Origin of the sequence: Muriicola sp. E247 (assembly GCF_041358175.1) — a bacterium.
Classification (GTDB): Bacteria; Bacteroidota; Bacteroidia; order Flavobacteriales; family Flavobacteriaceae; genus Muriicola.
On sequence record NZ_JBGKBE010000002.1, the window covers coordinates 197,527 to 210,376 of the forward strand.

Here is a 12,850-nt window from a genome sequence, read left to right on the forward strand (position 1 = left end):
ATATGGAAGCGAAATTATCATCCATAGAGCTCTGGTTACTGGTATCTCTTCTTTTTGTGTTGCGATACCTTATAATGGCCGGGATTCCATTTCTTGTTTTTTATGTGGCTCCGGGGAGGAGGCTAAAGAGAACCAAAATTCAGGAGAAACGACCTTTGGGATCTCAAATCCGCAGGGAAATCTTGTATTCCCTGCTTACCCTGCTTATCTATGGGTTGGGAATATGGATCTTTCTCGATTGGATTCAGGAGGGCAGTACCATGCACTACAAAAATATTTCAGATTACGGACTTGCTTATGCCTTTCTGAGCTTCTTGCTGATGGTTTTTCTGCACGACACTTATTTTTACTGGACACACCGACTCATACATCACAAATCCCTGTTTCGCATTATACACAAGGTGCATCACCAGTTTACGAATCCTACGCCCTGGTCTGCTTTTTCATTTCATCCTTTTGAAGCCGTTTTAAGTATGGGTGTGATTCCCATCATTGTGTTCTTGTTGCCCTGGCATCAGTATACCCTTATTGCTTTTATCAGTTTTATGACCCTTTACGATGTGTATATCCATCTGGGATTCGATCCTGTTTTATTGAGGTTGGGATCCTGGCAGAACACAGCCTCAGATCACAATTATCACCACCAAAATGCAAGGGTTAACTATGGGCTGTATTTTACTTTTTGGGATCAACTTATGGGAACTTATAAAAAGTATCACCGGAAGAATAAAGGAAATAAGGTTACGCTGGTTAGGGATTGAATTCTATCGACTCCAGTATGGTAGTACTATCGCAGTTTTTAAATAGGAGGGAAGCCTCTCTTTCCTGAATTTGCCCCTCCACAAGAAACACTTTACAGGGTTGAGCTTTGGTATCGCTCTCTGAGAAATTTACATCCCCTTCACGAAGCAGGTATTGAATAGTGAGGGTATCAATCTTCATGTCGTCCATCATCTCCTCCGTGTTGGCTGAGTAGGTGAGAGGTTTTGATCTCAATTCCTTCAGCACCCGGCAATTGGGAAAATAACAGAATTCGGTTCCGGTTTCTGAGGTCTTCTTTTTAAGGAAAAATGTAAGAAAAATAATTCCGATGGTAAGGCCTATCAAATAGAATCCCAGGCGTTTCAGAAAGGCCATGTTAAAAGATTAGGAAGTTGATATCACTGTATTTCAGGTCGAACCAATCCCCGACGGTTTTGTTGGTCAGAATACCGTGGTAAAGATATAGTCCGTTCCTTAACCCCTTGTCAAAACGCAGGGAATTCTCCAGGCCGCCATCTTCCCCTATTTTAAGGAGATAGGGTGTAAAGATGTTGCTGATAGACACCGATGATGTCTTGGGATATCGGGCAGGGATATTGGGCACTCCGTAATGCAGCACCCCGAATTTTTTAATGATGGGCTTGTCGTGTGTGGTGAGCTCACTTGTTTCAAAACAACCGCCCATATCGATGCTCACATCAATGATCACCGAGCCTTTTTTCATATGTTCCACCATCGTCTGAGACACTACCACAGGGGAGCGGTCTCTGCCACGCATGGCGCCGATGGCCACGTCGCATCGTTTTAATGATTTAAGCAGATTTTTAGGTTGCAGGGTAGAGGTGTAGACGATCTGCTGGAGATTGCTTTGAACATTGCGCAGTTTGGTAATGGAGTTGTCAAAGATCTTTACGTTAGCTCCCAGCCCTATAGCGGATCTGGCGGCAAATTCCCCCACGGTTCCTGCTCCAAGGATCACGACTTCAAGGGGAGGTACACCTGTGATGTTACCAAACATCAGGCCACTGCCTTTGTTTGTGGCGGCCATGATCTCAGCGGCAATAAGTACGCTTGAAATTCCTGCAATCTCGCTCAGCGATCTTACAGCCGGGTAGTTCCCATCTTCATCCCTGATAAATTCAAAGGCGATGGCGGTAATTCGTTTTTTTGCCAATTCTTCAAAATAGGCTTTCGACTGGGTTTTGATCTGCAGGGCAGAAATGATGGTTGTCTGCGGACTGATAAATTGTATCTCGGAGAGGGTAGGGGGTTCTACTTTTAAAAGCAGGGGGCAGGAAAATACTTTTTTAGTGTCTTTGGTGATGGTGGCCCCGGCCTGTGTATAATCCAGGTCGGTAAAATTAGCGGCATCGCCGGCCCCGGATTCAATGAGCACTCGGTGTCCGTTGGCCGTAAGGGCATTGACCGCATCTGGGGTAAGGCAGATCCGTTTTTCCTGAAACTGATTTTCTTTGGGAATACCGATAAAGAGTTCCCCTTTTTGTTTTAAAATTTCCAGGGTTTCTTCCTGGGGGATGAGTTCCTGTTTGCTGAAAGGGGAGGACGGTTGGTTCATAATGCTTTTGGGCAAGATAAGACAAAACCCATTTTACTCAAAATTACAACAAAATTCGCGAAAGAATAAGTTGCAAAAATTCAAAAAACCTTGATACTCCATAAGGCTATCTAAGGGTTTGCTGGGAATAGTTATTGAAGTCTTTACAAAAAGCAAGTAGGGATCAGAGCGAAATATTAAAGAGATTTTTCAGGGAATGCTGAAACTGCCTAAACATCTTGGATAAGGTTCTTTTAGATACTTTTTCTGATAGATCGATCTTATCGGATGGACTTTCAGAATCTAAAGTTTGCGATTTTTGGTCAGCACTTTCTCCCTCTTTAAAGGACTGTAATTCTGCATCCATGGCTTCCAGGTCGATCCCATGGACGTACTTGTCATATAATTTGATCCTGATAAAGTATACAAAAGGAATAACAACCATACATATTGGTAACAACCACATTACATTATCAGTGTCTATGAATTTATCTTCTGAATAGATTACTTCGAACAGTTGAAATGTATACATACAAAGTGGGATCAAAATGATATGATACCACCAGTGCTTACAGGTAAAAAACCATATGGCCAAAAGGTATATAGGAACAATTTTACTCATTAAAAACCATACATAAGTACTTAAGTCAGGAAACCCATTATTGTCTACTATATATCCAAAAAGTGAGAATGTAGCTTCTGGATCTTCTGAAAAATAAACGTGAATCTTATAAATGAAAGGGGATGCTATAATCAAAAAAATCGCGATAGATTCTATAATAAATCTTCTACGCGTTTTCGATTTTTTACTTGATTTTATCCTCATAATAGACGAATATTAATATTCTTCTATTTTCAGTAACGAAAAAAGGGGCGACTTATTTGGTCGCCCCTTTAAATTATGAAATTAATATTTTAAAAGATAATGGGATTTTTACAATTATATCTTTTTTGTGAGTTTAGTTTTGTCAACTGCATTTTCATACAATTGATCATCCTCAGCTGTATTGGGCGTACAGGCAGCAGCAATTAAAACTAACATGGCAGCAAAAGCAAAAAGTAATTTTTTAGTGTTCATCGTAAATAGTGTTAAAATTCAGGATTCATTTTCATTCTCAATTCAAATATAGGGAAAGGAAATGAATTAAAATACAGATTATCGATAAAATTTTACCTTTTAACGAAGAAAACTGCACTTAATCGATTCTGATTGCCGTTTGCAGGGGGATGAAAAAGTCCAATTTCAGCTTAGGGTGTTGGCAGAGTAAGCTCACGGGTGTAAGGATCGAGAATCTTTAAAGACAGATGAATACATTCATCAGGCAGCAAATCACTCACTTTTTCAGGCCATTCGATAAAGACCCAAACGTTTTTGGCAAGATAATCCTCCAGGCCCAGGTCCAACGCTTCTTCCGGATCGATCAAACGGTAAAAATCAAAATGATAACCCAGCAGGTCGCCATTTTGGTAATGATACTCATTGACTAATCCGAAAGTTGGGCTGTAGGCCTGTTCTTCGCCCCCCAGTTGTTTTACCAGAGCATTGATAAAGGTGGTTTTTCCCGCTCCCATACTCCCACTTAAGCATATAATACTGTGCTCAGGGATTGTGGAAATGACTCTTGCAGCGGCAGTACTTATTTCTTTTTTAGTATAGATTATTTTCTCCATATCATAAAAAACACTATATTTAAATAGTTTAATGGTCTATTCGCTTTTGTTCTCTACCGTCTATACCAACGGTTTTATCATTCAATAGAAGAATGAAGGTGTAAATATCTTTGATTTGAAATAGGTATGAAAATTTGGGAGAGAAAATATGTCAAAGGAAATTTAATTGCCTTACTGATTATTTTATCACCTATGCTGGTTTATTTACACCTTTTATTTAACGGTAAAACTGAAAATTTTGAAATACTTGGTATAAAAATTCACAACTGGTTGAATAACAATGAAATATTTTTCTGGATGCTTTTAAATGATATAGTGCCATTAGTATTACTGTTAGCGTTTTTCTTTACAACATTAAATAAATGGAGGTACTTACTACTAGTTTTAACTACAGCTTACTTCATGTCAATCCTTTATACTTTGGATGTTTTTCAAACATTTGCTGAATCTGTTTTCTCATTTAAGGCTCTGGTATGTATTATAATATTTGTTTTATTACAATTGTTTATTGATTTAAAAACACCAGATATTGTAAATGGAAAATATTTAGAATTTGGATTTTTGGATGCTTGCAAGAATATTAAAAGTGCCAATTATCGGGTTTTAAAAAGAAAGATTGTTACGACCAAGCGTAGTAGATCAAGTGATTCTCTCGATGTTTATTTAAAGAAGGTATTTTACTTGTTTTCGTTCCTAGAAGAGCAGGCCAATCAACTTATTGATAAAAAGTATGAGCATGAAAAAAATCGAAGAAAAAACAACTTAAATTCTGTTTTTGTCTGTTTGTTCATTTTGATGATATTTCTATGGTTTATGCCTTATCTATTGCCTTCTGGCGTTACAACTATAGAAATCTTTAGCTTTGAAATCCATAGTCACGGATTTAATGATGTCATGACCTTAGTTTGGTTTGCTAGCCGCAAACTAATTGTCGTACTGTTTTTATCCATTTGGTTTATTGACAGTCCCTATTGGTGGCGTTATGCAATACTTTCTCCCTTATTTCTTTTTTCCTATCAATTCTGGGAAACCTTTCAGGAAACAAGTATATTGGATTCTTTTAGTAACCTTCGTGTCTTACCCTTAGTCCTTCTAAATATTGTTATTGTACTAATGATTTCAAAACTGGTAAAGAATAGGACAAATATACTTACCATGTACGAAGATATACATGAGGAAATCGAGACAATTCTGGAGGAGTTGAAAAGTGATTATCCAAAAGAATTGGCCAAGACAATTTCGGAATTAAAAAGTAAAAAAAGTGATCATTCTAAAGCAGCATATCGCGAACAACTAAAAGCCCTGGAACAAGAACTTTCAGCGCGTCTCGAATTTAAGAAAGGCTCTTTGCTTTAAGTCTTTTTTAATTCAGATCTAATCTCCTGCATCAACCGTTGCAATTCATCCTGTTGCCGCTCCTTGATTTTATTCTCAATAATAGTTTCTATTTCTTCCTGCTTGTCACTTGGAAGCTGGTCGAAATCAAGAGGTAAAGGCTCTAATTTTTCTTTGAGCATAGTCCCTTCTCCCGTAAGGAGCCAGACTACATTAAGTTGAGGATAGATCCTTAAAATATTCTCGATTACATCACTACCTATAGAAGCCCTGTTCTTTTTCATCCGTAGGGTATATCCATTGCTGGCCCCGATCGAAAGATCGAACTGCCGCGCGCTAAGACCGGCTTGGTTGATGAATTGTATCAGGCGGTCAATCGTTTTAAGCATAAGGAGTAAATAGTCTATATTTTATTATTTATGTTGTCAAATATAGCAAATTCATGAGTATACTACAAATAGTGTCTTTCGAATGTATTAGAGGAATAAAAGTTATTACAAAGATATTGATAATATAGAAAATAATCTATATATTTAATTCATTATAACTTTCAGCAGTTCTTCGGTTCAAAACTTAAACCTATGAACACCATCAAAACACTGGAGCGTTTGCAACGAATTCATTCGCTTATCGAAAATGAATGTACGGGTTCTCCGTACGAATTAGCCAGTAAAATGAATATTAGTGAACGCTCCATTTATAATCTGATAGAGTATTTGCGCGACTTTGAAGCTATGATTGCTTATGACCGGGGACGTAAGACTTACTATTACCAGAACAATTTTAGCCTCAATCTCCATATTTCCCTTTCCATAGGCACCGATGATGCTGTCACCGAAGTTCTGGGAGGATCCTACCTGGAAGGGTAATTTAATTTAATACCTGCCTTTATCTCGGCTGCAACACCACAAAGGGGATGATCATTTCCTCCAGGGAAACGCCTCCGTGCTGGTAGGTATTCCTGAAATAACTTACGTAGTGGTTATAATTGTTAGGATAGGCAAAGAAAAGGTCGTTCTTCGCAAAAATAAAGGAACTGCTCATGGTTATACTGGGTAAATTAATCCTGGAGGGATCCTTGGCTTCCAGTACATCCCTGGCGTCATAAGATAGGCTTCGCCCGGTCTTATACCTCAGGTTAAGGCTGGTTTCCCTGTCGCCAATCACCTTGGAAGGTTGTTTTACGTTGATAGTGCCATGATCCGTGGTAATGATCAGCTTCATTCCCAGGCTCCTGGCCTTTTGTATGATCTCAAGTAAGGGCGAATTTTTAAACCAGCTCTGGGTTAAGGAACGATACGCCTTGTCATTGGAGGCCAGTTCTTTTATCACATCCATCTCCGTCTTTGCATGGGAGAGCATGTCCACAAAATTGTAGACGATCACCGTGAGGTCATTTTTTTTCTGGCTATTAAAATTCTGTACCAGCTGCTTGCCCTGTTTTAGGCTGCTGATCTTAAAATACTCCCATTCCAGATCGAGCCCCAAACGGTTTAACTGGGATTCCAGGAATTTGTCTTCAAACAGGTTTTTGCCTCCTTCATCCACATCATTTTTCCACCATTTCGGATATTTCTTTTCCATATCCAGGGGGGTCAGGCCCGAAAAAAGGGCATTTCTGGCATATTGCGTGGCCGTAGGAAGGATACTGTAATAAGGCTGTTCCCGTATCTTTTTATAAAAAGGGGAAAGCACATCCTCAAAAGCTATCCACTGGTCGTATCTCAAATTGTCGATGACCACTAATAATGTCGACTGCCCCTCTAATTCCGGTTTTATCCATTCCTTAAATAAAGTGTGAGACATTACGGGTCCGCCCCCCTCACTAAACCAGTCGGCGTAATTCTTGTCTATAAATTTCCCAAACTGGTTGTTTGCCTCTATTTTTTGGGACTCCAGAATCTCAAACATCCCGGAATCTTCTATTTCCTCAAGGCGCAGTTCCCAGGAAATTAATTTCCGGTACAGATCTGCCCATTCCTCATAGGTATTTACCATGGAGAGGTCCATGGAGATCTTGCGAAATTCCTGCTGGTAGTTGGAGGTTGTTTTTTCTGAAATCAGGCGGGAGTGATCCAGGGTTTTTTTGAGCGAAAGCAGGATCTGGTTTGGATTTACAGGTTTAATCAGATAGTCGGCAATCTTTGAGCCTATTGCCTCTTCCATGATAAACTCTTCCTCACTCCGGGTGATCATGACCACGGGGAGGGTGGGTTCTATGTTTTTTATTTCATTGAGGGTGTCAAGACCCGACAGGCCCGGCATATTCTCGTCCAAAAAGACAATATCGAACTGGTTTTTTTCGAGTTCCTCCAGGGCATCCTGCCCGCTCTTGCAGGTGACAACTTTATAATTTTTTTCCTCAAGAAACAGGATATGGGGTTTTAACATGTCAATCTCGTCATCTACCCACAGTATTGTAATTGTGTTCATTTAGTCCTTATATTTACCCCTTAAAGCGCAGAAAATTGGCCACCACCAGGAAGCTGAAGTTATTTAATGATCCAATTTACGGATTTATTAGAATTCCTAACCCCCAGCTGTTCAAACTTATTTCTCATCCTTACTTTCAACGCCTCAGGAGAATCTCCCAGATGGGGATGTCCTACCTGGTATTTCCGGGGGCACATCACACCAGGTTTCACCACGCGTTGGGGAGCATGCACCTAATGCAGCAGGCCATACAGGTATTGCGCTACAAAGAAGTTGATATTACGGATGATGAAGCTAGCGGACTTCTCTATGCCATCCTCCTGCACGATATAGGGCACGGCCCCTTTTCCCATGCTATGGAACATAGCCTGGTTAACGGCATATCACATGAAGAGCTCTCCTTATTATTTATGGAGCAACTAAATAAAGAATTAGATGGGGAATTAACTGTTGCGATAGAGATTTTTAAGGGTACCCATCCCAAAAAATTCCTGAATCAGCTGGTTTCGAGTCAGCTCGATATGGACAGGCTCGATTATCTGAAAAGGGATAGTTTTTACACCGGGGTGGCAGAAGGGAACATTAATGCAGAGCGGCTGATTACCATGTTGAATGTGGTAGACGGATCGCTTGTGGTGGAAGAGAAGGGTATCTATTCCGTTGAAAAATTTCTGATGGCCAGGAGGTTTATGTACTGGCAGGTCTATCTCCATAAGACCGGTATTGTGGCAGAACAACTCCTGATAAGGGTATTGCGGAGAGCGAGGGAAGTCCACGCCAATGACGGTAGCCTTCCGGCAAGTGAACCTCTGCGGTATTTCCTGGCGAATGAGGTAGATCGAGGGAATTTTACACCTGAAATCTTATTGAAATTTTCTTCTCTCGATGATGTAGATATACTATCTGCCCTGAAAGCATGGCAACACCATCCAGATTTTGTTCTCTCCGAATTAAGCAAGATGATCCTCAACCGTGAATTGCTTAAGATAAAGGTGAAGAACAGGGAGGTATCGGAAAAGAAGTTCGATAAAATAAAATCCGACTGCAAATCGGCCTATCAACTCAGCGACAAAAAGGTTACATACTTTGTCTTTAAAGGGGCTATTGAAAACAGGGCCTATAACAGGGAGAAAGAGAACATCAACATACTAATGGCGAATTCCAGAACTATAGATGTGGCAAAGGCTTCGGACCATCTCAATCTGGACGCCCTGTCCAAAACCGTAACCAAGTATTATATGTGCTATCCAAAGAAAAGCGTTACGTAATTTTTCTTACTTTTGTGCGATCAAATCCTTAGACCAAAAAGTTAGCTTTTGAAATTCACAGCCAGTCAGATTGCAGGGATCCTAGAAGGTGAGGTTCACGGTAACCCTGAAATATCTGTCCACAAGCTTGCGAAAATAGAGGAAGGGGTTGAAGGATCACTTACTTTTCTGGCCAATCCCAAGTATACACACTATATATACAGTACGGAGGCATCGATCACCATCGTAAATAAAGATTTTCAGCCCGAACAGGAACTGAATACTACGCTTATTAAAGTAGATGATGCCTATAAGTCATTCTCAAAGCTTCTCGAATTTTACAATAATGTTAAGCATAACAAAGTAGGAATTGAAGAACCTGTATTTCTTTCCGAATCAGCATCTTACGGAGAGGACTTTTACCTGGGGGCTTTTTCTTATCTCGGGAATAATGTAAAGATTGGGATGAATGTAAAGATTTTCCCCAATGTGTACGTAGGGGATAATGTCACGATAGGAGACAATGTCATGATTTATTCCGGAGCTAAAATCTACTCAGAATCCGTGGTGGGTAATGGTTGTGTGATTCACAGTGCTGTAATTCTAGGAGCAGATGGATTTGGGTTTACCCCTAACAACAATGGGGAATATTCCAAGGTTCCTCAGACCGGAAATGTCATTCTTGAAGACAATGTTGAGATTGGGGCAGGCACTACCATAGACAGGGCCACTTTGGGATCGACTATTTTGAGAAAAGGTGTTAAATTAGATAATCAAATTCAGATTGCTCATAATGTAGAAATTGGCGAGCATACTGTAATCGCTGCTCAGACGGGAGTTGCGGGCTCTACTAAAATTGGAAAAAACTGTTTGATTGGCGGACAGGTGGGGATTGTGGGGCATATCACAATAGGTGACCGGGTAAAGATTCAGGCACAGTCCGGGATTATTCGTAATGTAAAAGACGATGAAGTATTGCAGGGATCCCCTGCCTTGAATTACGGAGATTTTAATAAATCATATGTACATTTTAAAAACCTTACCAAGTTGGTGGGTAGAATTGTTGAACTGGAAAAAAATAACGGAGATTAACGTCTATGGTGAAACAACGAACCATTGCTAAAGAGGTAGAATTAACCGGGGTAGGACTGCACACAGGCGAGAACGTCACAATGAAATTCCTGCCGGCACCGGTCAATCACGGCTATGCTTTTAAACGCGTCGACCTGGAAGGGGAACCAATCATAGAGGCCGATGCCAATTATGTTATCAATACCCAGAGGGGAACGAACCTAGAAAAACGAGGGGTGAAAATTCAGACTTCGGAGCATGTTCTGGCTGCTCTTGTAGGCCTTGAGATAGACAATGTCATTATTGAGCTCGATTCACCGGAGCCTCCTATCATGGATGGATCTTCCAAATTTTTTGTTGAAGCTCTTGAAAAAGCAGGTATTGTTGAACAGGATGCAGAGAGGGAAGAATACGTTGTAAAAGAGGTGATCAGTTATAAGGACGAAGCCACAGGAAGCGAAATAACAGTAATCCCTTCAGAGGAATACCAGGTCACTACGATGGTGGATTTTGGTACCAAGGTACTGGGGACCCAGAATGCAACCCTGGAACGCCTAACGGATTTTAAAAAAGAAATCGCAGACGCCCGAACCTTCAGCTTCCTTCATGAACTTGAAATGCTTCTTGAAAACGGACTCATCAAAGGGGGAGATCTTAACAACGCCATCGTTTATGTAGACAAGGAGATATCCGAATCTACCATGAAAAAGCTGGAAAAGGCTTTTAAGAAGAAAAAGCTCTCCGTAAAGCCGAACGGAATCCTCGATAACCTTACCCTTCATCAACCCAATGAAGCTGCCCGCCACAAACTGCTAGACGTGATAGGTGATCTCGCGCTTACCGGAACAAGAATAAGGGGGAAGGTCATCGCAAATAAACCGGGCCATTACGTCAATACACAGTTTGCAAAAAAACTCAGTAAGATCATAAAAATGGAAAAGCGGAACAGCGTTCCCAAATACGATCTGAATGAACCACCCTTGATGGACATTCATCAGATCATGGCGATGCTACCGCACCGTCCACCTTTTTTGTTGATCGACCGCATTCTTGAATTGTCGGAAACCCATGTTGTAGGGATGAAAAATGTTTCTATGAACGAACCGTTTTTCGTAGGACATTTTCCCGGAGCACCAGTAATGCCGGGCGTATTACAAGTTGAAGCCATGGCGCAAACCGGGGGAATCCTCGTATTGAGTACAGTTCCTGACCCTGAGAATTACCTGACCTTCTTTATGAAGATCGACAATGTAAAATTTAAACAAAAAGTACTTCCGGGAGATACCTTGATCTTCCACTGCAGCCTTATCACGCCCATCAGAAGAGGAATTTGTCACATGCAGGCTTATGCCTACGCCAATAATAAACTGGTTTGTGAGGCAGAAATGATGGCGCAAATAGCGAAAAAGAAATAAAATGAATCAACCGCTTGCTTATATCCATCCCGGTGCAAAAATTGCAAAGAACGTGGTGGTAGAACCATTTACAACCATCCACAACAATGTCACCATTGGCGAGGGCACCTGGATAGGATCTAATGTCACTATTATGGAAGGGGCAAGGATCGGGAAAAATTGTAATATTTTCCCCGGGGCTGTGATTTCCGCTCCCCCTCAGGATCTGAAGTACAAAGGAGAGGAAACAACGGTTGAAATTGGAAATAATACCACGATCAGGGAATGTGCCACTATAAATAAAGGTACCTCAGACCGAATGAAAACGGTCATCGGGAAGAATTGCCTTATAATGGCCTACTGTCATATTGCCCACGATTGCTTTGTAGGGAATAATTGCATTTTTTCCAATAACTCTACCCTGGCAGGACATGTTACCATAGGGGACAATGTGGTCCTTGCCGGCCTTGTAGCGGTACACCAATTTGTATCCATTGGTCAACACGCTTTCGTCACCGGGGGATCATTGGTTCGAAAAGATGTTCCTCCTTTTGTAAAAGGGGCCAGAGAGCCTATGTCCTATGTTGGGATTAATTCTGTTGGACTCCGCCGCAGAGGGTTTAAGGCAGATAAAATCCGTGAGATCCAGAATATTTACCGGATATTATACCAGAAGAATTACAATAACTCCCAGGCCGTACAGATCATTGAAGCCGAAATGGAAGCAACCCCTGAACGTGATGAAATTTTACAATTTATCAGGGATTCTCAAAGGGGAATTATGAAAGGATATTTCAGTACCAATTAAAATTTATGGCAAATACATCAGATATCAGAAAGGGATTGTGCATCAGGTACAACAATGACATATACAAAATCATTGAATTCCTCCATGTAAAGCCGGGGAAAGGACCGGCATTCGTCAGAACGAAATTAAAGAGTGTCACTACGGGCAAGGTGTTAGACAATACCTTTTCTTCGGGGCATAAAATTGAAGATGTAAGGGTGGAGACCCGGAGTTACCAATTTCTTTATGCGGATGGATCTACTTACCATTTCATGAATACGGACGATTACAACCAGATCGCCTTGCAGGAAAGCGCCCTCGACGCGCCCCAGTTATTAAAAGAAGGAGAAGTAGTGACCATCATGTTCAATACAGAAGACAGTATGCCTCTCTCTGTAGATATGCCTGCAAGTGTTGTACTGGAAGTTACCCATACAGAACCCGGTGTAAAAGGAAATACTGCGACGAATGCTACTAAACCGGCAACTGTCGAGACCGGAGCTTCAGTAAATGTTCCTCTTTTTATCAATGAAGGAGATAAGATCAAGATTGATACTGAGAAGGGAAACTATATGGAACGCGCCAAGGAATAATA

At 40.9% G+C, this 12,850-nt stretch carries 15 protein-coding genes; 8 read left to right on the top strand and 7 right to left on the bottom strand.

Annotated elements, in window-relative coordinates; translation table 11 throughout:
* The first annotated feature begins 2 nt into the window (after window positions 1–2).
* The gene (locus ACA086_RS04480) at window positions 3–761 is read left to right on the top strand and encodes a sterol desaturase family protein (protein WP_371002147.1); all 759 of its coding nucleotides are present in this window, start codon (window positions 3–5) and stop codon (window positions 759–761) included.
* Here ACA086_RS04480 and ACA086_RS04485 read toward each other — a convergent pair.
* The 5 genes from ACA086_RS04485 to tsaE form a co-directional block, all read right to left on the bottom strand.
* The gene (locus ACA086_RS04485; protein ID WP_371002148.1) at window positions 751–1,137 is read right to left on the bottom strand and encodes a DUF4258 domain-containing protein; all 387 of its coding nucleotides are present in this window, start codon (window positions 1,135–1,137) and stop codon (window positions 751–753) included. The two genes, ACA086_RS04480 and ACA086_RS04485, sit on opposite strands and share 11 nt — an antisense overlap.
* A gap of 1 nt (window position 1,138) precedes the next feature.
* On the bottom strand, window positions 1,139–2,338 hold the full coding sequence (locus ACA086_RS04490; RefSeq protein WP_371002149.1) for an alanine dehydrogenase: 1,200 nt from the start codon (window positions 2,336–2,338) through the stop codon (window positions 1,139–1,141).
* 163 nt (window positions 2,339–2,501) lie between these two features.
* Window positions 2,502–2,849: a hypothetical protein gene (locus tag ACA086_RS04495; protein WP_371002150.1), complete on the bottom strand. Its 348-nt coding sequence runs from the start codon at window positions 2,847–2,849 to the stop codon at window positions 2,502–2,504.
* A 408-nt stretch (window positions 2,850–3,257) separates the two neighbouring features.
* Window positions 3,258–3,395: a hypothetical protein gene (locus ACA086_RS04500; RefSeq protein WP_371002151.1), complete on the bottom strand. Its 138-nt coding sequence runs from the start codon at window positions 3,393–3,395 to the stop codon at window positions 3,258–3,260.
* Between the two features lie 170 nt (window positions 3,396–3,565).
* Window positions 3,566–3,988 (bottom strand): tRNA (adenosine(37)-N6)-threonylcarbamoyltransferase complex ATPase subunit type 1 TsaE, encoded by a 423-nt coding sequence (gene tsaE, locus ACA086_RS04505; protein WP_371002152.1) that lies wholly within the window; start codon window positions 3,986–3,988, stop codon window positions 3,566–3,568.
* Between the two features lie 126 nt (window positions 3,989–4,114).
* Here tsaE and ACA086_RS04510 point away from each other — a divergent pair, with 126 nt between their 5' ends.
* Window positions 4,115–5,344: a hypothetical protein gene (locus ACA086_RS04510; protein WP_371002153.1), complete on the top strand. Its 1,230-nt coding sequence runs from the start codon at window positions 4,115–4,117 to the stop codon at window positions 5,342–5,344.
* On the opposite strand, the gene ACA086_RS04515 is transcribed toward ACA086_RS04510, so the two are convergent.
* Window positions 5,341–5,712 (bottom strand): hypothetical protein, encoded by a 372-nt coding sequence (locus ACA086_RS04515; protein WP_371002154.1) that lies wholly within the window; start codon window positions 5,710–5,712, stop codon window positions 5,341–5,343. The two genes, ACA086_RS04510 and ACA086_RS04515, sit on opposite strands and share 4 nt — an antisense overlap.
* 192 nt (window positions 5,713–5,904) lie before the next feature.
* Between ACA086_RS04515 and ACA086_RS04520 the strand changes: the two genes are divergently transcribed.
* Complete coding sequence (locus tag ACA086_RS04520) at window positions 5,905–6,192, top strand: DNA-binding protein (RefSeq protein WP_371002155.1); 288 nt, start codon at window positions 5,905–5,907, stop codon at window positions 6,190–6,192.
* A 19-nt stretch (window positions 6,193–6,211) separates the two neighbouring features.
* Here the strand turns inward: ACA086_RS04520 and ACA086_RS04525 are convergent, their stop codons facing one another.
* Window positions 6,212–7,756 carry a response regulator gene (locus ACA086_RS04525; RefSeq protein ID WP_371002156.1) on the bottom strand — a complete coding sequence of 515 codons (1,545 nt, stop codon included), beginning with the start codon at window positions 7,754–7,756 and terminating at the stop codon, window positions 6,212–6,214.
* Window positions 7,757–7,791: 35 nt separating this feature from the next.
* On the opposite strand from ACA086_RS04525, the gene ACA086_RS04530 reads away from it, so the two are divergent.
* Genes ACA086_RS04530 through efp form a run of 5 tightly spaced genes read left to right on the top strand, consistent with a single transcriptional unit; the run spans window position 7,792 to window position 12,848 of the window.
* The gene (locus ACA086_RS04530) at window positions 7,792–9,024 is read left to right on the top strand and encodes an HD domain-containing protein (RefSeq protein ID WP_371002157.1); all 1,233 of its coding nucleotides are present in this window, start codon (window positions 7,792–7,794) and stop codon (window positions 9,022–9,024) included.
* A gap of 48 nt (window positions 9,025–9,072) precedes the next feature.
* The gene (gene lpxD, locus ACA086_RS04535; protein WP_371002158.1) at window positions 9,073–10,095 is read left to right on the top strand and encodes a UDP-3-O-(3-hydroxymyristoyl)glucosamine N-acyltransferase; all 1,023 of its coding nucleotides are present in this window, start codon (window positions 9,073–9,075) and stop codon (window positions 10,093–10,095) included.
* Window positions 10,096–10,100: 5 nt separating this feature from the next.
* The gene (locus ACA086_RS04540; protein ID WP_371002159.1) at window positions 10,101–11,489 is read left to right on the top strand and encodes a bifunctional UDP-3-O-[3-hydroxymyristoyl] N-acetylglucosamine deacetylase/3-hydroxyacyl-ACP dehydratase; all 1,389 of its coding nucleotides are present in this window, start codon (window positions 10,101–10,103) and stop codon (window positions 11,487–11,489) included.
* Between the two features lies 1 nt (window position 11,490).
* On the top strand, window positions 11,491–12,276 hold the full coding sequence (lpxA, locus tag ACA086_RS04545) for an acyl-ACP--UDP-N-acetylglucosamine O-acyltransferase (RefSeq protein ID WP_371002160.1): 786 nt from the start codon (window positions 11,491–11,493) through the stop codon (window positions 12,274–12,276).
* 5 nt (window positions 12,277–12,281) lie between these two features.
* The gene (gene efp, locus ACA086_RS04550; RefSeq protein WP_371002161.1) at window positions 12,282–12,848 is read left to right on the top strand and encodes an elongation factor P; all 567 of its coding nucleotides are present in this window, start codon (window positions 12,282–12,284) and stop codon (window positions 12,846–12,848) included.
* Window positions 12,849–12,850: the final 2 nt, after the last annotated feature.

Coding starts and splice junctions, on each gene's coding strand:
- ACA086_RS04480 (WP_371002147.1), top strand. CDS start 3: ATGGAAGCGAAATTATCATCCATAGAGCTCTGGTTACTGGTATCTCTT.
- ACA086_RS04485 (WP_371002148.1), bottom strand. CDS start 1,137: ATGGCCTTTCTGAAACGCCTGGGATTCTATTTGATAGGCCTTACCATC.
- ACA086_RS04490 (WP_371002149.1), bottom strand. CDS start 2,338: ATGAACCAACCGTCCTCCCCTTTCAGCAAACAGGAACTCATCCCCCAG.
- ACA086_RS04495 (WP_371002150.1), bottom strand. CDS start 2,849: ATGTATACATTTCAACTGTTCGAAGTAATCTATTCAGAAGATAAATTC.
- ACA086_RS04500 (WP_371002151.1), bottom strand. CDS start 3,395: ATGAACACTAAAAAATTACTTTTTGCTTTTGCTGCCATGTTAGTTTTA.
- tsaE (WP_371002152.1), bottom strand. CDS start 3,988: ATGGAGAAAATAATCTATACTAAAAAAGAAATAAGTACTGCCGCTGCA.
- ACA086_RS04510 (WP_371002153.1), top strand. CDS start 4,115: ATGAAAATTTGGGAGAGAAAATATGTCAAAGGAAATTTAATTGCCTTA.
- ACA086_RS04515 (WP_371002154.1), bottom strand. CDS start 5,712: ATGCTTAAAACGATTGACCGCCTGATACAATTCATCAACCAAGCCGGT.
- ACA086_RS04520 (WP_371002155.1), top strand. CDS start 5,905: ATGAACACCATCAAAACACTGGAGCGTTTGCAACGAATTCATTCGCTT.
- ACA086_RS04525 (WP_371002156.1), bottom strand. CDS start 7,756: ATGAACACAATTACAATACTGTGGGTAGATGACGAGATTGACATGTTA.
- ACA086_RS04540 (WP_371002159.1), top strand. CDS start 10,101: ATGGTGAAACAACGAACCATTGCTAAAGAGGTAGAATTAACCGGGGTA.
- lpxA (WP_371002160.1), top strand. CDS start 11,491: ATGAATCAACCGCTTGCTTATATCCATCCCGGTGCAAAAATTGCAAAG.
- efp (WP_371002161.1), top strand. CDS start 12,282: ATGGCAAATACATCAGATATCAGAAAGGGATTGTGCATCAGGTACAAC.